Source organism: Balneicella halophila (genome assembly GCF_003096835.1).
In the GTDB taxonomy this organism is placed as follows: domain Bacteria; phylum Bacteroidota; class Bacteroidia; order Bacteroidales; family Balneicellaceae; genus Balneicella; species Balneicella halophila.
Window position 1 is genome coordinate 847,055 of record NZ_QENZ01000003.1, and the last position, 20,500, is coordinate 867,554.

The 20,500-nt window shown below is 35.6% G+C and carries 21 protein-coding genes and 1 tRNA gene; 11 read left to right on the forward strand and 11 right to left on the reverse strand.

Translation table 11 applies throughout. The annotated features are described in order from the left end of the window. Positions 1 to 44: 44 nt before the first annotated feature. From C7377_RS03770 to C7377_RS03785, 4 genes are all read right to left on the reverse strand, one after another. On the reverse strand, positions 45 to 248 hold the full coding sequence (locus C7377_RS03770) for a ChaB family protein (RefSeq protein WP_116495980.1): 204 nt from the start codon (positions 246 to 248) through the stop codon (positions 45 to 47). Between the two features lie 16 nt (positions 249 to 264). Beyond that, entirely contained in the window at positions 265 to 735 is a 471-nt protein-coding gene (locus C7377_RS03775; protein ID WP_116496222.1) for a hemerythrin domain-containing protein, read from the reverse strand. A gap of 101 nt (positions 736 to 836) precedes the next feature. Then, positions 837 to 1,370 carry a DUF421 domain-containing protein gene (locus C7377_RS03780; RefSeq protein WP_116495981.1) on the reverse strand — a complete coding sequence of 178 codons (534 nt, stop codon included), beginning with the start codon at positions 1,368 to 1,370 and terminating at the stop codon, positions 837 to 839. 1 nt (position 1,371) lies between these two features. Beyond that, on the reverse strand, positions 1,372 to 3,507 hold the full coding sequence (locus tag C7377_RS03785; RefSeq protein WP_116495982.1) for a catalase: 2,136 nt from the start codon (positions 3,505 to 3,507) through the stop codon (positions 1,372 to 1,374). Positions 3,508 to 3,671: 164 nt separating this feature from the next. Between C7377_RS03785 and gcvT the strand changes: the two genes are divergently transcribed. The 6 genes from gcvT (at position 3,672) to C7377_RS03815 (ending at position 8,652) form a co-directional block, all read left to right on the forward strand. Beyond that, positions 3,672 to 4,775, forward strand: coding sequence for a glycine cleavage system aminomethyltransferase GcvT (gene gcvT, locus C7377_RS03790; RefSeq protein ID WP_116495983.1), 1,104 nt, complete (start codon positions 3,672 to 3,674; stop codon positions 4,773 to 4,775). A 121-nt stretch (positions 4,776 to 4,896) separates the two neighbouring features. Next, a complete protein-coding gene (locus tag C7377_RS03795; RefSeq protein WP_116495984.1) occupies positions 4,897 to 5,619 on the forward strand; it encodes a 2-phosphosulfolactate phosphatase in 723 nt (240 codons plus the stop codon). Next, the gene (gene hemC, locus C7377_RS03800; RefSeq protein WP_116495985.1) at positions 5,609 to 6,511 is read left to right on the forward strand and encodes a hydroxymethylbilane synthase; all 903 of its coding nucleotides are present in this window, start codon (positions 5,609 to 5,611) and stop codon (positions 6,509 to 6,511) included. Before C7377_RS03795 ends, hemC begins: the two co-directional genes overlap by 11 nt. A 10-nt stretch (positions 6,512 to 6,521) precedes the next feature. After that, positions 6,522 to 7,505: a porphobilinogen synthase gene (hemB, locus tag C7377_RS03805; protein WP_116496223.1), complete on the forward strand. Its 984-nt coding sequence runs from the start codon at positions 6,522 to 6,524 to the stop codon at positions 7,503 to 7,505. Between the two features lie 133 nt (positions 7,506 to 7,638). Next, a complete protein-coding gene (locus tag C7377_RS03810; RefSeq protein WP_116496224.1) occupies positions 7,639 to 7,911 on the forward strand; it encodes an HU family DNA-binding protein in 273 nt (90 codons plus the stop codon). 54 nt (positions 7,912 to 7,965) lie between these two features. Beyond that, positions 7,966 to 8,652, forward strand: coding sequence for a TrmH family RNA methyltransferase (locus tag C7377_RS03815; protein WP_116495986.1), 687 nt, complete (start codon positions 7,966 to 7,968; stop codon positions 8,650 to 8,652). Here C7377_RS03815 and C7377_RS03820 read toward each other — a convergent pair. The 3 genes from C7377_RS03820 to coaD are packed head-to-tail and all read right to left on the reverse strand — an operon-like array spanning position 8,636 to position 11,624. Continuing rightward, positions 8,636 to 9,961, reverse strand: coding sequence for a TlpA family protein disulfide reductase (locus C7377_RS03820; protein ID WP_116495987.1), 1,326 nt, complete (start codon positions 9,959 to 9,961; stop codon positions 8,636 to 8,638). The genes C7377_RS03815 and C7377_RS03820 overlap by 17 nt on opposite strands. A gap of 7 nt (positions 9,962 to 9,968) precedes the next feature. Further along, the gene (locus tag C7377_RS03825; protein ID WP_116495988.1) at positions 9,969 to 11,111 is read right to left on the reverse strand and encodes a serine hydrolase domain-containing protein; all 1,143 of its coding nucleotides are present in this window, start codon (positions 11,109 to 11,111) and stop codon (positions 9,969 to 9,971) included. 9 nt (positions 11,112 to 11,120) lie between these two features. Next, positions 11,121 to 11,624, reverse strand: a complete 504-nt coding sequence (gene coaD, locus C7377_RS03830; protein ID WP_116495989.1) for a pantetheine-phosphate adenylyltransferase — start codon at positions 11,622 to 11,624, stop codon at positions 11,121 to 11,123. A 218-nt stretch (positions 11,625 to 11,842) separates the two neighbouring features. Here coaD and dnaN point away from each other — a divergent pair, with 218 nt between their 5' ends. The 5 genes from dnaN (at position 11,843) to C7377_RS03855 (ending at position 17,885) form a co-directional block, all read left to right on the forward strand. Beyond that, positions 11,843 to 12,973, forward strand: coding sequence for a DNA polymerase III subunit beta (dnaN, locus tag C7377_RS03835; protein WP_116495990.1), 1,131 nt, complete (start codon positions 11,843 to 11,845; stop codon positions 12,971 to 12,973). Between the two features lie 114 nt (positions 12,974 to 13,087). Further along, the gene (locus C7377_RS03840; RefSeq protein WP_116495991.1) at positions 13,088 to 13,858 is read left to right on the forward strand and encodes a 3'-5' exonuclease; all 771 of its coding nucleotides are present in this window, start codon (positions 13,088 to 13,090) and stop codon (positions 13,856 to 13,858) included. 18 nt (positions 13,859 to 13,876) lie between these two features. After that, positions 13,877 to 14,488: a fumarylacetoacetate hydrolase family protein gene (locus C7377_RS03845; RefSeq protein ID WP_116495992.1), complete on the forward strand. Its 612-nt coding sequence runs from the start codon at positions 13,877 to 13,879 to the stop codon at positions 14,486 to 14,488. A gap of 96 nt (positions 14,489 to 14,584) precedes the next feature. Beyond that, on the forward strand, positions 14,585 to 16,567 hold the full coding sequence (locus tag C7377_RS03850; protein ID WP_116495993.1) for a urocanate hydratase: 1,983 nt from the start codon (positions 14,585 to 14,587) through the stop codon (positions 16,565 to 16,567). 199 nt (positions 16,568 to 16,766) lie between these two features. Next, entirely contained in the window at positions 16,767 to 17,885 is a 1,119-nt protein-coding gene (locus C7377_RS03855) for a DUF4268 domain-containing protein (protein ID WP_116495994.1), read from the forward strand. 239 nt (positions 17,886 to 18,124) lie between these two features. Here the strand turns inward: C7377_RS03855 and C7377_RS03860 are convergent. From C7377_RS03860 to C7377_RS03875, 4 genes are all read right to left on the reverse strand, one after another. Then, positions 18,125 to 18,198, reverse strand: a tRNA-Arg gene (locus tag C7377_RS03860). A 61-nt stretch (positions 18,199 to 18,259) separates the two neighbouring features. Continuing rightward, entirely contained in the window at positions 18,260 to 19,228 is a 969-nt protein-coding gene (locus C7377_RS03865) for a M56 family metallopeptidase (RefSeq protein ID WP_116495995.1), read from the reverse strand. Between the two features lie 35 nt (positions 19,229 to 19,263). Beyond that, the gene (locus C7377_RS03870) at positions 19,264 to 19,638 is read right to left on the reverse strand and encodes a BlaI/MecI/CopY family transcriptional regulator (RefSeq protein WP_116495996.1); all 375 of its coding nucleotides are present in this window, start codon (positions 19,636 to 19,638) and stop codon (positions 19,264 to 19,266) included. 64 nt (positions 19,639 to 19,702) lie between these two features. Then, the gene (locus tag C7377_RS03875; RefSeq protein WP_116495997.1) at positions 19,703 to 20,470 is read right to left on the reverse strand and encodes a S1/P1 nuclease; all 768 of its coding nucleotides are present in this window, start codon (positions 20,468 to 20,470) and stop codon (positions 19,703 to 19,705) included. Positions 20,471 to 20,500: the final 30 nt, after the last annotated feature.

The following is a 20,500-nucleotide window of genomic DNA, read 5'->3' on the forward strand; positions in this document are numbered from 1 at the left end:
TATTGATTTATTTATTTTATCAAGCAAAGATAAAAAAAGGAGAATTACTTCTCCTTTTTTACCCAGTTGCCTTTATTATTTTTATGATATACCTCTTTTACAGCACTCCAAGCTGTGGCATACCAACGGTCTTCTTCGTCATATTGCTTCTCTGCACTGTTAAATGCAGCTTGAAAAATTTCTTGACCGTGCTTTGGTAAAGCATCTTTTACCTCATCCGGTAAGTCTTTTAGTGTTTCGTAAGGCATATTCTATGGATTTTGATTATGATTGATTTTTAGGAAGAGACTCTGGCCAACCTTTACGATATTCTTTCATCGTTTTTTCGTAGCCATCGGCTAATTTTTTAGCATCTTTTTTAGAATAAATATCTCTAGCTTTATCAAAATAATCATCTTCTTCATCATCTAAGTGATGATTTACTTGATGTGCTAATTTTTTAGCTGCAGCTAACCATGCGGCTGAAGTCATATCGGCTTCATCAACTTCTTTTATCAACTCATCAATCTCATGATGCTCAGCGATACCGTGTCTAGCATCTTCTTGCATCTCGTCTGTATCAATTAATGGGATATAGAAATAGCGTTCTTCAGCAACAGCATGTACTTCTAATTCCTTCTTCAAATCGTCCCATAACTGTTTTCTTTCTTCAGATTCTCCTGAAGTTTCAAGGATTTTCTTGCATAATTCACGCTGAATGTCATGGTCTTGTCTAATTGCTTTGTAAATCTTCATAATTTCTTTTTTTGGTTTAATAAACAATAGTGTTTATCCACAATAAAGATACCAAATGTCTAATATTGAATTGATTGGCGTGCAGTTCAGAAACAGTCTAATTAATCTGAACGATTTGAATCCTTTACGCCTTCCAGTAAAATTGAATCTGGCTCTGTTTTCTTACTTCCATGCAAGACACTAATATCTCCAGTAGTTTCCAAAACCACTGCATAAACATTGTTCAGGTCTATAGCATTGGCTTCACGGAGCTTAGCTACAACATCGCTTTTTGAAACATTTGATTTTTCTAAATTCTTATACAGAAATTTACCATTTCTCATCAATAATAACGGCTGGTTTTCTGCCAATTTATTAAACCAAGGTAATTTCATTTTAAGAGATGAGAAAATTGTTTGTAAAAGCAGTAAAAACCCCACCACAATGGCACCTTTAATTATAGAATTAGAGTCTGACATTATGGTAGAGTTTATAACAGAACCAATAGTAATGGTAGTAACAAAATCAATACTAGACATTTTGGCAAAGGAGCGAAGGCCATTGATGCGCACATACAATATCATTATAAACAACAGAACTATTGAAGTTAAGCCCGCATGCCACAACACCGACCAACTCTCGATTAACCAATGCATATTATACGATTATTTGTTTAGCAACTTCTTCTCTTTCCCAATTTCTGTGTTTTGCTATTGCATCAACAAATTTTTCAGGTTTTTCGTCAATGAAGACAGCCTTGTCGTCTTTGTAAGGAACATCAATACATTTCTCCAAAAGCTTATCAGCTTCTCCATCTACTGCAATCGCCTTACAATATTTAAAAGTTTCCTTAATGAATTTAAAAACTTTTGCTTCTTTCATTAGTTCATCTATGCTTTTCTTACCTCCCGGGATATATAAAGCATCATACAAAACACTTTCTGTAGTCGATAGCATGGCATCTACTTCGTGTTCCATATTGTCAGAGCATTTTACTATGCCACCATTAGGAGCTATCAGCGTTATAAAGGCATCTTTATTTTTTAATGTTTTCTCCATTTCGCTAAAAGCGTCCATGTCAAATCCATCTGCAACTAATACAGCAACATTACGTGTTGCAATAGTATCAAATTTATTATGTGTCTGACTTAGTGCTTCAGATTTTTCTAAATAATTCTTTTTGGGTGCAGGCTGGTATTTTTTGATATCACTTTCTTCAGCACCCACTGCTTGGTTTACAGGCATATCTATTTCCTTAGGAATTTCTAAACCTAAATTATCTGATACTTTTTGGGCTAAATCTTCATTGATTTGTTGTAAATGATATAATATTCTTTCTTTAATATGCTTATAAGTACATTTTCCAAGCTCGAAACTATAAGCATTCACAACATGGTCTTGTTCCCACTTAGCTAATGAACGGTAAAACAGAGCAGGTTGTGAATAGAAGTCATTGAAACTTTCGCTACGACCACGTACCTGCTGAGCATCAATTTTTTTCGCCATAGATGCAAACGCGCCTTTTGCCATTTTACTCTGATGGGGACAACCTCCACCTATAGAGTTAGGGAAGTAATGTGCTTTCCCTTTCGGAATGTCCATTTGCATCATCGCATCCTTCTGGTTGTTGCTCGTTTCATTTATAGGCCTGTTTATCGGAATCTGATGGAAGTTGGGTCCACCAAGTCTAGATATTTGCGTATCAAGGTATGAGAATAGACGTCCTTGCAATAAGGGGTCATTAGAAAAATCAATACCGGGAACTATATTTGATGGGCAAAAAGCTACTTGCTCAGTTTCAGCGAAGAAATTCTCAGGGTTTTTATTCAGAGTCATTTTCCCTACAATCTTTACGGGAACCATTTCTTCAGGAATCAGTTTTGTTGGGTCTAGCAAGTCAAAATCATACTTATGCTCATCTTCCTCAGGCACTATCTGAAATCCTAGTTCCCACTCAGGATACTGTCCTTTCTCAATAGCGTCCCATAAATCTCTTCTATGGAAATCACTATCAGCACCGTTTATTTTAACGGCCTCTTCCCAAGTAATAGAATGTGCTCCCAATATAGGTTTCCAATGGAACTTTACAAATTTAGCTTTACCTTCTTTATTAATCAATCGATAAGAATGGATTCCAAAACCTTCCATCATTCGTAAACTTCTAGGAATACCTCTATCACTCATTGCCCAAATATGGTTGTGAAGCGTTTCTGGAGATAAAGAGACAAAATCATAAAAAGTGTCATGAGCTGAAGCTGCCTGCGGTATTTCTCTATCAGGCTCAGGTTTTACTGAATGGATGAGGTCCGGAAATTTTATGGCATCCTGAATAAAGAAGATAGGCATATTATTACCGACAATATCAAAATTTCCTTCCTCAGTATAAAACTTGACAGCAAAACCGCGTACATCTCTTGCCAAGTCCGGAGAACCTTTCGATCCAGCTACTGTTGAAAATCTCACGAAAACAGGAGTTTTTCTAGAAGTATCGGTAAATAACCCGGCAGTAGTAAGTTCTGATTGGTCTTCATACAATTCGAAAACACCATGGGCTCCACTTCCACGAGCATGAACAATTCTTTCTGGAATTCTTTCGTGATCGAAATGAGTGATTTTTTCGCGCAACATAAAATCTTCAAGAAGCGAAGGACCTCTTTCTCCGGCTTTTAAAGAGTTGTTGTCATCATTAATTTTTAAACCTTGATTTGTAGTTATAGCCTTATCAAAACTATCACTAGTGTAGGCATCAAGTTGCTCCAATTTTTTACTTTTAGCTTTTTCTTTATTAGACATATCAAAAAGTTTAATTATATGGATAAAATATTGACTCTTAAAGATAGATATTTAAACAGAGAAAATTACTTAAAATCAATTTAAATTACATTTTTGGCAAGTTGTGCAAACTCATTATCTTTGCTACACAATTTATATCATAATAAAATCTAAAATAATATATAATGAAAAGAACCCCTTTTTATGATTGCCATGTAGCACAAGGTGCAAAAATGGTACCCTTTGCAGGACATGAATTGCCAATAGAGTATGAAGGAATAAAAGCAGAGCATTTAGCTGTTCGCCAAAAGTGTGGTGTGTTTGATGTGTCACATATGGGAGAGTTTTTTGTGAATGGCCCTAAAGCTTTTGATTTAGTACAAAAATTAACTTCTAATGATGTTGCAGCTTTATCTGATGGAACGATACAATATTCTACTTTAACTAATGAAAAGGGCGGTATTGTTGATGATTTATTAGTTTACAGAATTAATGAAGAGAAATATTTACTCGTAGTAAATGGTGCTAATGTTGAAAAAGACTGGGCACATTGTGCAAAATATGCTGAGGAATTAGGAATGAAACCTGGAGTAGATTTAGTAAACGAATCACCAGATATCTGTCAGCTTGCAATACAAGGACCTTTAGCATTAAAAGCGATGAATAGCTTATGTGAGTTTGACTTGGAAGAGATGACTTACTACACATTTAAGATTGGAGAATTTGCAGGTATTAAAGACGCTATAGTATCTATCACAGGATATACCGGTTCTGGAGGTTGTGAAGTGTATGTGAAAAACGAGTATGCAAAGAAATTGTGGGATGCAGTCTTAGAAGCTGGAAAAGAATATGATTTAATTCCTTGTGGATTAGGTGCAAGAGATACTTTACGACTTGAGGCTGGTTTCTGCCTTTATGGTAATGACTTAGATGATGAGCATTCTCCTATTCAGGCAGGTCTAGGTTGGTTGACCAAATTTGTAGAAGGGAATAACTTTATAGGTCGTGAGATTATAGAAGACCACAAAACAAACAATCCACCTAGTCGTTTAAAACCATTTGTACTTTCTGAAAGAGGTATTCCTCGTAAAGATTATGAAGTAGTAAACGCAGAAGGAGAAAAAATTGGCGTGGTAACTTCAGGAACAGTATCTCCTCTTACAGGAAAAGCTATTGGTTTTGCTTATATGCAACCGGGTTATTACAAAGTAGGTACTGAAATTTACATTCAGATTCGTAAAAAGCAGGTAAAAGCAGAAATTGTTAAACTGCCATTTTACGACAAATAAAACACAAAAATAAAATGATAAGCTTTGCTATCCAAAATAGAAAAATCAGGATAGCAAAGCTTTCTTTGTTTTTATTATAACCATCATTTCTCTTTTGAGAAAGAGTTTATAAAAGTACTGTATGAAAAAAATTGAAATTTGTTTAGCTCCTGTTCTATATCCTCATCAAAAACTTGATGACAGCATTGTTGTTGTTATAGATATTTTCAGGGCTACTACTACTTTCTGTGTGGCATTAGCCAATGGGGTGGAGAGTATAAAGCCGTTTGCCTCTGCAGAGGAAACCTTCACCTACAAAAATAAAGAAGGTTATATGATAGCTGGTGAACGTAATGGCTATAAATTAGAAGGATTTGATTTAAGTAATTCTCCTAAAGCCTTTATGAATAATGACGAAGTCAAAGGAAAAAAAATTGCTTTTACCACTACAAATGGGACCCAGGCTATTTCTTTAGTGAAAGATGATGCAACTGTTGTCATTGGTTCTTTTTTAAATGAAGGAGCTTTGTTGAGATGGTTGGTTGAACAAGACAAAAATGTATTATTGCTATGCTCGGGCTGGAAAAATACCATTAATTATGAAGACACACTTTTTGCCGGCTCATTAGCTGAGAAGATGATAAAAACTGATTTATGGGAGCATTCTTCCGATAGCGTAGAGATTGCAATGACATTATATAATGAGGGTAGAGAAAATCTATTAGAGTATATTTATAAGAAGTCTGCTAGAATAAAAAAACGCTCTGAAGAAATAGGGCAAGAATTTGAATATTGTATGAAGCGTGGTATTCTACAAAATGTTCCTATCTTTAGAGATGGATATTTGATCAATTATGAGGAATAAAATAAGAGTCGCAACACGTCCCAGCCTTTTAGCATATACCCAAACCATGCAAACGGTAGCTCTGCTAGAAAAAGCGCATCCTAAAGTGGAGTTTGAGGTTATTAAATACAGCACCCAGGGTGATCGTGACCAACGGAGCTCTTTAACACAGTTTGGCGGTACGGGTGTTTTTGTAAAGGAATTAGAGCATGCACTGCTTAGTAACCAAGCTGATATTGCCATACATAGTCTGAAAGATATGCCTTCAAATCAACCTGATGGACTTTGTTTAGCAGGTTTTCCGAAAAGAGAAGATCCTCGCGATGTATTCGTTGTGACTAATGAGCCAGTAAAGAAAGTAGGAACTGGTAGCCCACGTAGATTGTTACAATGTGCTTTACTTCATCCTGATGTTTCTTTTGTGGAAATAAGAGGCAATGTTGGAACTCGTTTAGAGAAAATGGAAAATGGACTTTGTGATGCCACTTTTCTTGCCAAGGCTGGTCTGAATCGTCTAGGGATAGAATTACCTCAAGGAACACCGTTAGATGTAGAAAATTTTATTCCTGCTATCGGACAAGGCGCTTTAGCTATCGAATGTAGGACTGATGATGTTGAAACTCACAAAATAGTAGAGGCAATTACAGATGAGAACACTAAAGTAGCAGTAGGTGCAGAACGTGCTTTTATGAAAGAAGTAGAAGGAGGTTGTAAATTTCCTCTAGCAGCTCATGCATTTAAACAAGGCGGTAAATTGCGTTTTCTTGCTGTTATTGGGGATTTGAATACTAATGAATACATCAAGAGAATTGAAGAATTTGATATAGATAAAGCAGTAGAGCAAGCGATAACAGTTGCTAAAGAAATGAAACAAGCTTGCAAAGAAAAAAACATAAATTTAGAATTTGAATAAGATTAAAGATATGAGACCATTATTTCCAACAAGCAGACCACGTCGCTTGAGATACAATTCAGTATTACGTGAAATGATAAGTGAAACAAGCTTGTCATTAAATGATTTTATTATGCCTTTATTTGTACGACCAGGTAAAGAAGAACGTGTTCCTATACAATCTATGCCAGGAAATTTCCAACTTTCTGTTGATGAATTAGTGAAGGAATGCAAAGAATTGAGCGATTTAGGAATCAAAGCCGTACTGTTATTTGGTATTCCTGAAACTAAAGATGAGGATGGAACCGTTGCTACTCATGACCATAGCATTGTACAACAAGGTATACGTGCCATTAAAAAAGAGCTGCCTGATATGTATATTATTGCAGATGTTTGTAACTGCGAATATACTACACACGGTCATTGCGGTACGATTATAGACGGAGATGTGGACAATGATTCGACATTAATAACCTTAGCAAATCAATCTGTGTCATTAGCCAGAGCAGGAGCAGACATGATAGCACCCAGTGACATGATGGACGGAAGGATAGGTGCTATACGAAAAGCTTTAGATGAGAATGGTTATGAAAAAACTCCGATTATGGCGTATTCAGCAAAATTTGCATCAGCATTTTACGGGCCTTTCAGAGATGCTGCTGAAAGTGCACCGCAATTTGGTGATAGACGAACCTATCAAATGGATTTTCGTAATGGAGATGAAGCGCTTCGTGAAATTGAAGCGGATATAGCAGAAGGAGCAGACATCGTTATGGTGAAACCTGCATTATCATTTATGGACGTAATAGCACGAGCAAAAGATCGATACAATGTGCCCATGGCAGCTTACAATGTAAGTGGTGAGTTTTCGATGGTAAAGGCAGCTTCTGAAAATGGATGGGTTGATGAAGATCGGATAATAATGGAGATTATGTATTCTTTAAAGCGAGCTGGTACTGACCTAATAATCAGCTACCACAGTAAAAGAGTTTCAGAAATATTAAATAACAAATAGTTTGTGTTATTTTTTGTCGCTAAAATCCTAATTTTTAGTGGTTTTTTATTTGGTTTATATTAGATTTTCTTTATTTTTGTTTCGAAGAGTATTAAAATATGATAAGTACCAAAACACATTAAATTTTATAATTATGAATAAAGCTGAACTAATTGATGCAATGGCAAGCAAAGCTGGCCTAACAAAAGCGGATGCAAAAAAAGCAATTGACGCATTCACAGAAGTAACAGGAGATGTACTAAAAAAAGGTGATAAGTTAACGCTTATCGGCTTTGGAACTTTCTCTGTCTCTAAGAGAGAAGCACGAACTGGTCGTAACCCACGCACAGGAGAGGCTCTAAAAATTAAAGCAAAAAATGTTGCTAAATTCAAGCCAGGAGCTGAACTTGCTAAAAAAGTACAATAGTTTAGCCTAACATATTAAAGATAAGGGATGCGTTTGTATCCCTTTTTTTGTACCATGAAGTTATTGATTGATTATCTATCCGCTTTAGTGACGCAGGAGCGTATGCAGGTGTTAGAGCGTGTTTCCCAAAACAGGACACGTCATTTAACAGTAGTTTTAGAAGATATATTTCAGCCACAAAATGCCAGTGCTGTTCTTCGTACTTGTGATTGTTTTGGTATTCAAGATGTACACATTGTTGAAAATACGAATGAATACAATATTAATCCTGATGTAGTTTTGGGTGCTTCTCAATGGTTAAGCATTTATAATTACAATACGCAAAAAGAAAATACTTCCACTGCTTTACAAGCCTTAAAGTCAGAAGGATACAGAATTGTTGCTACGTCTCCGCATGCAGAAGAACGTAGTCTGGAGAAATTTGATGTTACAGCTCAGAAAACAGCATTAGTTTTTGGCACAGAACTCACTGGAATTTCTGAGACTGTAAACGAATATGCGGATGATTTTTTAAAAATTCCGATGTTTGGTTTTACTGAAAGTTTTAACATTTCGGTGTCTGCGGCTCTTATTTTACAACAATTAGTTTCCCAATTACGAGACTCCGACATTGATTGGAGATTACCAAACGACGAACGAGAGGCATTGCTTGTAGATTGGTTGCTAAAGACTGTAAAACATAGCGACAAGGTGTTACGAAGATTTTACAAAGAACATCCGGATTTTACTCCTCTAACCTAATGAGATATTGCTGCCAAGTTTGTTGGCTAATTTTTCCATTTTTTTCTACTAGGACGTAGTATGGGAATCTACCTAATCGATAGTCTCGTAATGTATAGCTGTGGTAAGGAATTACAAATTGTTTCCAATTGTTTGGAGCAATATCAATACTTTTCGTTGCACTGAATAGGATGACTTCAAACTTGCTGTACTTTTCTTGTAATTCTTGTAACGTTTTTATGCTAACGTCATTATTTACAGCACCATCAAAAAAGGCAATTAGTGTTGGTTTGTTTGTTTTTAAAATTGAGGAATTATACGTTAGTCCATCAGTAGCTTTCAAAGAAAAGTTTGGGGCACTGCTACCCTTAAACTGTTTGTAAAATTTGGAAATGATACTTTCAGCAAGTTCTATATTAGTTTTGTTATTGCTTTGCTCAGCAATCAAAGACAATTTTTTTAGTGCTACTTTTGGGGGGATAGTTTTGAGTTGCAAACCAGAATGCAATATGTAAATAAAGAAATGTTCATTTAGTGCAATATCAGCAGTTCCAGTTATACTTTTTGAGATTTTATAAAGGTCGCTATAGCTATTATTTGCCACTAACTGTTTGTATAGAGGGCGGTAATCAGTTGCTTGTGAAAAATCTTCCGCAATAGGCTTTGCCAGTTTTTTCATTAAGCTCACATAGGCGGTATTGTGTAGCAACAAAGGCTTATTTGCATAAAATGTTTCTATAATCTTATTTTGTTCTCCAGACACATAGTACAGATAGGCTTCTTTATATGTAGCATAGCTTTTTAAATGTGGTATAGCTGAAATAGACCTAAGTTTCTCAATGTAATCTATGTGTTCGCTTGCGCTTTTCTTCTGATAAATAGCTCGAAAATTGCTTTTTAAATAGTTGTTAAAAGCGCTATCATATGCCGAAATTGACTGGTTCAAAGAGTTTTTATTTTCAATAAATAACGGGATTTCCCTTCCGGAATAGCTTTTTAATTGGATAAAAGCCTCCTCGAGTTTTCGGCGATTGGGAAGCTTGAGTGCTAATGTTTTGTCTGGCTCGGCATAAAAAATGAGATGAAAAGAATAGATAGGAATATAAACAAGTTGTGGTTTTCTAATATTTAGAGAAAAAGAAAGTGCACCATCGGTTGCGACTGTCTTTTCTTCTAAAAGTTGCGGAGTATGTGATAAGAGATTGTCGTAGGCATAAATGCGTAGAGGAATGTCAGCATAACTTTTATCTGCTATTTTAATCAAAGTTTGTCCATGACCGACAGTAATCAATACCAAAAATGGAAATATAACCAACCAAGCCTTTTTCATAAGTTATCTATTCTAATAGTGAAAGCCCAATTTCAAGATAATGAGTAATGTCCTCAGTTATATATCCGATTTCTTCCAAAGCCTTTTTTTCTCCTAAGCGAACAACAACAGCATTTTTATCTGGAATACTATAAATATACTGCCCTTTATGACCTCTCATATATGGAACCGGACCGTTCTTTGTAGGCAGTATCCACCATTGATAGGCATAAAACACTAATTCGTTATCGTCTCGATCCAAAAGGTAAGTTTTTGCTTCTGTGGCTTCTCTCATATATGATTCGGAGACAATTCTTTTACCATTCCACATGCCTTTATCTAAGACGAGTTGACCAATGCGTGCAATATCTTTAGCATTGGTATGGAAACAACAGAAAGCTCTTTCATCACCATTCTTACTATCTTTAGACCATAATGCAGGATATTCAGCGCCCAATGGTTTCCATATCTTTTCCTGAGCATATTTACTTACAGTAACACCAGTTGCCTTTTCAACAATGTAGGAAAGCAATTGTGTGTCACCGCTGAGGTATTTGAATCTTTTGCCAGGTGTGGCTACCAACTTTTGCTGAGTCGTAAGCTTGCGTAAATTATTCCCATAATAAGCTTGTGTTGTTATTGAAAAAGGACTGGTATAAATTTCGTTCCAATCTAGACCGGAACTCATAGTAAGAAGATTTTGAATCGTAATATCTCCTCGATTATCATTTGAAAACTCTGGAATATATTTGCCTATAGATTCATCTACGGACTCAATTTTCCCTTCGTCGATGGCAATTCCAATGAGTAAACTCACAATGCTTTTTGTCACAGAAAATAAATTGGAATGTACACTATCTGAGCCATTATCCCAGTATGACTCATGAAGAATTTTCCCATCTTGAATAACCAAGAAGGCTGTAGTCTCATGGGATTCTAAGTAAGAGAGAGCTTCCTTCGTAAATTCTTTTTTGTTGTAATTGGAAGCGTATTCCCAAGGAATAGGTTGTGCTGTTTCCACTGTATCATTTTCAAAAATCTTGTAATCATCAAGATCCGGATACCAATGCGTAAAGCTTTGTTTTAGATAATAGGGCGCAAATAAAAGATAGAGTAAGACACAAACTCCAAGAAATAGAGCTGTGCGTGCTAGGTTTTTACTGATTTTCATGGGGGATAGCTACTTTATTGACAAAGCATTCTTAATGTGAAATTCACTTTTGTCTAATTTGTCAGGGATAAACATAGATGCATCACCACCATGGCGAATGATATCTCTCACAATTGTTGAGGTAACAGGGGTAAGCTCTGGAGGTGTAAGTAAAAAGATACTTTCTAAACCATTTGAAAGTGCTTTGTTCATCTGTGCAATGGCTCTTTCATATTCAAAATCAGAAGAGGTTCGTAGTCCTCTTAATATATAAGAGGCATGATGCTTTTGAGCGAAATCTATAGTTAAGCCTTCGTAGGATTCTACTGAAATTTTAGGCTCATTAGCGAAGAGTGTTTCAATCCATTTTATGCGTTGCTCAAGCGGGAAGAAACTCTTTTTAGTTGCATTGAATCCTACACCTATAATTATCTTATCAAAGATGTCAACTCCTTTATTAACAATGTATTCATGTCCTGTGGTGAAAGGGTCAAACGAGCCGGGGAATATGGCAACTTTTTCTTTACAACTCATTATTACTAGTCCGGTTTTTTATTGTTACAGGATGGCAAGATACGATTTTTTCAAATACTGAACCTTTTTTTATCAACGACTTTTAAAATATCTGTTCATAAAACAATCTAAGTGAAATTAGATTTTGATTATTTCTGTTTTTTAGCGTAAGTTTGTATGTCGTGGTTAAGGCTATGAAATAATAAGAAGATAAAAACAAAAATCATAATAATATACCTATGAAATTTATAGTAAAAAGTTCTGATTTACTGCAACATCTATTGGCAGTAGGTAGAGTTATCAATACAAAAAACACACTTCCTATTTTGGATAATTTTTTGTTTGAAATTGAAGGAGAAGAATTGACTATTACGGCATCTGATTTGGAAACAACTTTACAAACAAAATTGATGTTAAGTAACAGTACTGCTAATGGTAGAATTGCTTTACAAGCAAAACTTTTGACCGAAACTCTAAAGGAATTTCCTGAGCAACCTTTGACTTTTGATATTGATGATGAAACACTTTCTGTTAAAATCTTCTCAGACAAAGGAGAGTTTAGTATTATGGGACAAAATGGTGACGAATATCCAGCACTTCCTGTCAGAGACAGTGAAAGCCTTTGCAAATTGACTATTTCACCTCAAGCTTTTCTTTCAGGAATTTCAAAAACACTTTTTGCTACTGCAGATGACGAGCTTCGCCCAGTGATGAATGGTATTTATATTGAGATGTCTCCTGAAAATGTAACCTTTGTTGCTTCTGATGCGCATAAATTGGTGCGATATAGAAGAATGGACGCACACTCTGAGGCAGATGCCGCTTTTATTTTACCCAAAAAACCTGCTGGCCTGCTAAAAAATATTTTGTCAAAACAAGAAGAAGATATTGTTTTAGAGTTTGACAACCAAAATGCATTTGTGAACTTGACTGATTACAAATTGGTATGTCGCTTAATAGAAGGTAGCTACCCTCGCTATGCCTCTGTGATTCCAACAAACAATGAAAATAAAATGACAATTGATAGATTAGAATTACACAATACGCTAAAGCGTGTCTCTGTTTTCTCTAATCCTGCAACAAATCTTATTCGTATGTCAATAGATGGTAATGAGTTGTCGGTTTCAGCACAGGATTTAGATTACTCTATCTCAGCACACGAAACCATTCCGTGTGAATATAATGGAACGCCCATAGAGATTGGATTTAAGTCTGTTTTTTTACTGGAGATTCTTTCTAATATGTCAGCGACTGATGTAGTTGTAGAATTATCTGATGGTGCAAGAGCCGGCTTGTTTTTACCGCAAGAGGAGGCTACTGCCAATGAAGACACACTCATGTTGCTGATGCCAATGATGCTTAACGCATAGTGAAAATTTATAGAGTTTAAAGATATTGTCACTAGTCTGTAGCTAATCTCACTTACTTTAGTTAGTGAGTTTCATTGCTATAACGGTGAAAGATTTATTAAATAAAAATTTCGAATGCAATTACAATTAAAAAAGCCCATTGTATTTTTCGACCTAGAAACTACGGGAACCAATATTGCTACAGATAGAATCGTAGAAATCGCACTTTGTAAGGTACATCCTGATGGGAAAGAAGAAGTGAAAACTTATCGTGTAAACCCGGAAATGCCTATTCCCCCTGAAGTTTCTGAAATCCATGGGATTTATGATGAGGATATTAAAGATTCTCCTACTTTTAAAGAAATTGCTAAAGAAATAGTCTCTTTTATTACCGGTTGTGATTTAGGAGGTTACAACTCTAATCGTTTTGATGTTCCCCTGTTAGCTGAGGAACTTTTACGTGCCGATGTTGACCATGATGTTAAGCGTCATCGTTTGGTTGATGTACAAGTAATCTTCCATACTATGGAAAAGAGAACTTTAGAAGCTGCCTATAAATTCTATTGCGATAAAGATTTAAAAGATGCTCATAGTGCTGAGGCTGACACTATTGCCACTTACGAAGTGCTTAAATCACAATTAGAACGTTACAAAGATTTAGAAAATGATATCGATTTTCTGTCTAAGTTTACTACACGTACCCGAAATGCAGATTTCGCAGGATTCATTGCCTTTAATGACAAAGATCAGGAGATTTTTAATTTTGGAAAGTTCAAAGGACGTGTAGTTGAGGAGGTACTGGAAACAGATCCTGGTTATTTCGGATGGATATTAAATAGTGACTTTCCATTATATACCAAGAAAGTTTTGACAAATATCAAACTCCGAAAGGCGACTTTGTTTTAACCTCAAATAATTGCATTTATGAAAATTGTTTGTATTGGAAGAAACTATCGTGAACATGCCAAGGAGCTGAACAATCCTGTACCTAAGGAGCCTGTTATCTTTATGAAGCCAGATTCGGCACTTCTTCGCAATAATGACCCTTTTTATTATCCTGATTTTTCTAAAGATATTCACTACGAATTGGAAGTAGTTGTAAGAATTAACAAATTGGGAAAATCTATCTCTGAAGAGTTTGCTCCACGATATTATGATGAAATAGGCTTAGGCATTGATCTTACAGCGCGAGACATTCAGAAACGATGTAAAGAAAAAGGATTGCCATGGGAGCGAGCAAAGGCTTTCGATTTTTCTGCTGTGCAAAGCACATTTATTTCAAAAAAAGAATTACCTCCCGTTGATGCGTTACATTTTCAATTGGAGAAAAATGGTAAAATAGTGCAAGATGGTTTCACTGGAGATATGCTATTCCCCATTAATCAACTCATTGCTGAGATCTCGAAATATTTCACGCTTAAGATTGGAGACTTAATCTATACCGGGACTCCGGAGGGAGTAGGATCGCTTGCTATTGGTGATAAATTGAAAGGTACACTTGAAGGACAAAGCTTATTAGACTTTGAAGTGAAGTAAAGCATTGAATAACAGCAAACGATTTTACTCATTTTCATTAGTTTTTTATAATTTTAGCCGAATTTTAGAAAGAACTTTTAAAAAATAGAAGGAAATATGAAATATACTTTATCTAATCAGTTACCGGATTACCCAAAATTTCAAGAAGGTATTCGTCGTGCACCAGACAGAGGCTATCGCCTTACTCCTGCACAAACTAAGTTAGCATTACAAAATGCCTTACGTTATATCCCTATAGAATTGCATGAAAAATTAGCACCTGAATTTTTGGAGGAGCTAAAAACTCGAGGTAAGATTTACGGTTACCGCTATCGTCCTGAGGGAGACTTAAAAGCAAAACCTATTGATCAATACAAAGGAAAATGTGTAGAAGGGAAAGCATTTCAAGTGATGATAGATAATAATCTTTGCTTTGATATTGCGTTATATCCTTACGAATTGGTAACTTATGGGGAGACCGGTCAGGTTTGCCAAAACTGGATGCAATTTCGTTTGATAAAAATGTATTTAGAAGAATTGACGCAAGACCAAACTTTGGTGATTGAAAGTGGACATCCGCTGGGATTATTCAAATCAAAGCCCGATGCTCCTCGTGTGATTATTACCAACTCTATGATGATAGGTCAGTTTGATAATTTGACCGATTGGGAAATTGCAGCACAAATGGGTGTAGCCAATTACGGACAAATGACTGCAGGCGGTTGGATGTATATTGGACCACAAGGTATTGTTCACGGAACATTTAATACATTGCTCAATGCTGGTAGAATGAAGTTAGGTATTCCTCAAGATGGAGATTTACGCGGACACTTATTTGTATCTTCAGGTTTAGGAGGAATGAGTGGAGCTCAACCTAAAGCGGCAGATATTGCAGGAGCAGCATCTATTGTAGCTGAGGTGGATTACTCACGTATCGAAACACGGAAGACTCAAGGTTGGGTACACGAAGTGACTGAAGATATACAGCAAGCATTTACATGGGCACAAGAAGCTATGGATAAAAAAGAGCCTATTTCTATTGCTTATCATGGAAATATTGTGGATTTATTAGAGTATGCTGATAAAAATGATATTAAGATTGAATTGTTAAGTGACCAAACTTCTTGTCACGAACCCTATACCGGAGGCTATTGTCCGGCAGGAATATCTTTTGATAAACGCACACGCCTGTTGAAAGAAGACCGTGTACAATTCACAAAGTTAGTGAATGACACTCTTGTTCGTCATTTTAACGTAGTGAAAAGTTTAGTTTCTAAGGGAACTTACTTCTTTGACTACGGAAATTCTTTCATGAAAGCAGTGTATGATGCAGGTGTTAAAGAAATCTCTAAGAATGGTGTTGACGATAAAGACGGATTTATATTCCCTTCTTATGTAGAAGATATTATGGGACCTGAGCTGTTTGATTATGGTTATGGTCCATTCCGTTGGGTTTGTTTGAGTGGCAAGCATGAAGACTTAGTAAAAACAGATAAAGCTGCGATGGATTGTATTGATCCTGAGCGTAGGGGACAAGATAAAGACAATTGGATTTGGATACGTGATGCAGAGGAAAATCAATTGGTGGTTGGTACACAAGCACGAATCCTTTACCAAGATGCACTTGGGCGCATGAATATTGCGTTGAAGTTTAATGAAATGGTTCGTAATGGAGAGGTAGGACCTATCATGCTAGGCCGCGACCACCACGACGTTTCGGGAACAGATTCACCTTTCCGTGAAACCTCTAACATAAAAGACGGCAGTAATGTGATGGCAGATATGGCAGTACAATGTTTTGCTGGTAACTGTGCACGTGGAATGAGCTTAGTGGCGCTTCACAACGGAGGTGGAGTAGGAATAGGAAAAGCGGTAAACGGTGGTTTTGGTATGGTTTGCGATGGTAGCGAGCGAGTGGATGAGATTTTACGTTCATCAATGCTTTGGGACGTAATGGGAGGTGTCGCAAGACGCTCGTGGGCGCGTAACGAAAACGCAATGTCAACCGTTGAGGAATTCAACGACTCTCACAGCGAACATTACCACATCACGGAACCTTATTTGGTCAATGAGAAAATTCTAAAAGATTTGGATTTGTAACAAGTGCTAGTCATTTCGAGTATTTTTCAGACTTTTAGGCTGAAAATTTATCGAGAAATTAAGAATAAAGTAAAAGCCTGTATGCGTTTAGTGTACAGGCTTTTTAAGGTTTAAAATTGTTAGGATGTAATTTGTTAAAATCATTAGTTCTTTGCAATTTCGTAAATTATAAATATTAATAGAGATATGAATTAACCCAATGTATTTAATTAATAAAGAACAAAATAAAGTAACTAAATTAAAGCAAAAGAAATTTTCGGAATTGAGATTCCGAGAGCGTGACCATTTGCAGGAATGGATAGCAAATAATCCATCAACTTTAGGTGAAGAACTTTTAATAATCCAAAAAGAATTTAGTGGTTTCAGTGAAACAAACGAACGGCTAGACTTGCTAGCTTTGGACAAATTTGGAAATATAGTTGTCATTGAAAATAAACTTGACGATTCGGGTAAAGATGTAACTTGGCAAGCAATTAAATATGCTTCTTATTGTGCAAGTTTAACTAAGCAAGACATAATTAAAATTTATCAAGATTTTTTAGGTAGTTCTGCAATCGCCCAAGAAAATCTGAGCGACTTTTTTGATGGTAGAGAATTATCGGAAATTGTTTTAAATCAGGGATTAAATTCCCAACGACTAATTTTAGTAGCAGCTAATTTTAGAAAAGAAGTGACTTCCTCTGTTCTTTGGTTACTTAACTTCAAGGTTAGGCTTCAGTGTTTTAAGGTTACACCTTTTGCTTATGGAGAACAGCTATTTTTAAATTTTGAACAGATATTACCTACTAAAGAGACAGAGGACTTTTCAATCAGTATATCTACAAAAGCACAAGAAGAAATTGAAGTGCAAGAAACTTTAAAGAACAGACATCATTTTCGACTCAAATTTTGGGAAAATTTCATTAATTTTAGCAATAAAAAAAATAGCCTTTTTTCTAACAACTCGCCGTCCAAAGAAAGTTGGATTGGAAAAGGAATTGGAATGAGTGGAGTTAATATGAACATAGTAGTAAGTAACTCATATTGTAGGAGTGAAATCATAATTAATAGAGGAAGTAAAGAAGAAAATAAAGAATTATTTGATTTTCTTTATCAGATGAAAGATATTGTAGAAAATGATTTTGGTGCAGAATTAACTTGGGAAAGAATGGAAGATAACGTTACTTCTCGTATCAAATATCAACACGATGGAGTGAGTTATTTTGAAGAAGATGATTGGAAAATTATGAATGAGTTCTTAATTGATGCATCAGTTAGAATGGAGAATGCTTTCAAAGAACCGATTAAAAAACTAAACGCATATTCAAAACGGAAATAAGATATAAGTTGCCAATGTTTATTATATATTGGCAATAGTTTGTATTTAATGATTTTAACAAATTAAAGCTAAAGATATTCAATGAATATTATGTCGCTACCTAAATATAATAATACAAAATTTCTGTTTAGGCGTATAATTTCATCCTTTCTTTTCTTATTGATTATTTCTCAACTTGACCTTTCAAACCAAAAAAAGAGAAACCATTTTTAATGATTTCTCTTTTCGAATTTTAACTGTGAACACGGAGGGATTCGAACCCCCAACCTCTTGGGCCGTAACCAAGTGCACTATCCAGTTATGCTACGCGTCCATTTGATTTCGGGTGCAAAGATACGAATATTATCATATCAAAAAAAGAAAATATCGTTTTTTTATTCAAAAATAACAGGAATGCTGTCAGTTGACAAACTATCTATAACGGGGCTTACAGGTTCGCTGATAGTTTCTGAAGCATTCAAAGGGGCATAGTCTGTTGCAAAGGCTAAAACCAAGACTAACAAAAGTGGTAATACTAAAGAAACTTTTGTCTTTCGCCATAGTGGAGATTTTGATTTAGCTAGCATTTTAATTCTATTCTTTAATGCTGTTGCTGCAAAGTTGCTCGCTTCTGCAAAGCTGTGTCCATCTAAGGTATAGTTCAGCAAGTGTTGTTGGTAAACAATAGTATCCATTCCTTGCTCAATCAAGCTGTAATCCGTTTGGTATTCGTGAATTTCTTTCAGCTTCCGTTTTATTGACCACACAAATGGATTGAACCAAAAGATACAACTCCACACCTCCAAAAGAAAACTTTCAATCGTATGCCCTTGCTTGATGTGTTCAATTTCGTGCTTCCAAATAACTTTAAAATCAGGAGCATTCAATTCTTCTTTATTTACATAAATGATGTTCCAAAATGAAAATGCAGTAAACGGCTTATTGTGCACGAAAAGGCGTACTCCATCTTTACGGTATTTTTTTGATACTCTATGTAATGAAGTAATTTGATACAGGAATACAAAGACACGAATTGAAAACACAAATATTCCAATATAATATACTTTCTCAATAATATTAGGCCAGCTAAAAGGGGAGGCTTTACCATAGATAATCACTTCATCTAATAAATAAACAAAGAAAAATTCTTTTGTGCCATCGACTAAAGTATAGAAAAAACTTTCCGGTGTAGATACGCCTATCGGTATAGTAATTTGGATTAAAGGAATCAAAGCAGAAAGAAGCAATATAGCCAAAAGGTAAATCCTGTTCAGTCGGAAGAAAGTTTCTTTCCTGAGCAGAAAATAGTAGAGTCCGTATAAAAGACCGCTACATATGAGTGTTTTGACGATGAAGGCTATCATGATTCCTTACTTAATTTGAGCTGTGTAATAATGCGTTATTTCTTTTGTTCTTTGAGTTGTTTATCAATCAATGCCTGTATTTCTTCCAATTCATTTACGCTAATTTCTTTATTGTTTGCAAAAAAAGAAACCATGTTTTGAAAAGAATTTGAAAAATAATCTTTGACGAAATGCTTTACAAAGGCTTTCTTGTAATTGTCTTTAGCAATAATAGGATAGTAGAGATGACTCTTGCCACAAGCTTCATGCGACACGAATCCCTTTCGCTCTAAGATGCGCACAATCGTAGAAACGGTATTGTATGCTGGTTTAGGTTCAGGTAATTGTTCAATAATATTTTTTACGTAGGCTTTTTCTAACTTCCAAAGCTCTTGCATGATTTGCTCTTCTGCTTTCGTCAACTCTTTCATGATATCCAATTTTAAAAACTTTCTACTAATTTATAACTAAAAATTTAGTTTTCCAAATATTTAATTAAAAAATATCATTCAAAACACCTGCCAGGCGGATTCCTGCTTTGTGTAATTGATGTCTTAAGGTTTCAAAATAATCATACATATACCGGTAGCCTAAGTCCTCATCTTGCTCAGCTGAAGCGTAAACCATCGCCGTAGTAGTTCGCATTTCCTCTGTCCATGTTAGCATGTCGCCTTTTTGCCATTCCTTGCGAACTTTACGGGAGATTTTGGGCATGTTTTCTGCCAATTCAGAATAACTCATTCGGTACGATGATATCATATTCTCATCCCAAACACGATGCAGGTTAGACTTTCTTCCGAACCATTTTACTTTGATGTCATTACCACCACGGTCTTCAGCACGTCCTATGTGAAGCGGTTGGTGAGCATCACCGACTAAGTGAACCAATATCTTCAGACAAAAGCGTTTATCCTCTACAGAGGATGATTTATCTTTTAATGTAGCTACACAATGGTTAAAAGCGGTAACTAGATCTCCTTTAGGGTTTTTTATGCTTTGCAGGTATGTTTCTCCGTCTTTCATATTTACATAATGCCAGGTATAGGAGAAGTCATAGGCTTTATCTGATTTAATATCATCCCCGTAAGTGGAAACCAGTACTAAATTTTCGTCACCCAATAGTTTCTTGATAGCACGTTTTGCTCGGCAATTCAAATGCTCTTGTGCAATGGCAGAAACCGCACGGTGTCCTGTTGGTCCATAAGCCCAAAGTGATAGTGCAGAGCCTATAAATAGAACCGAAATAATTATCTTTTTCATCATAATTTTAAACATTGATTTAAGTACAAATAT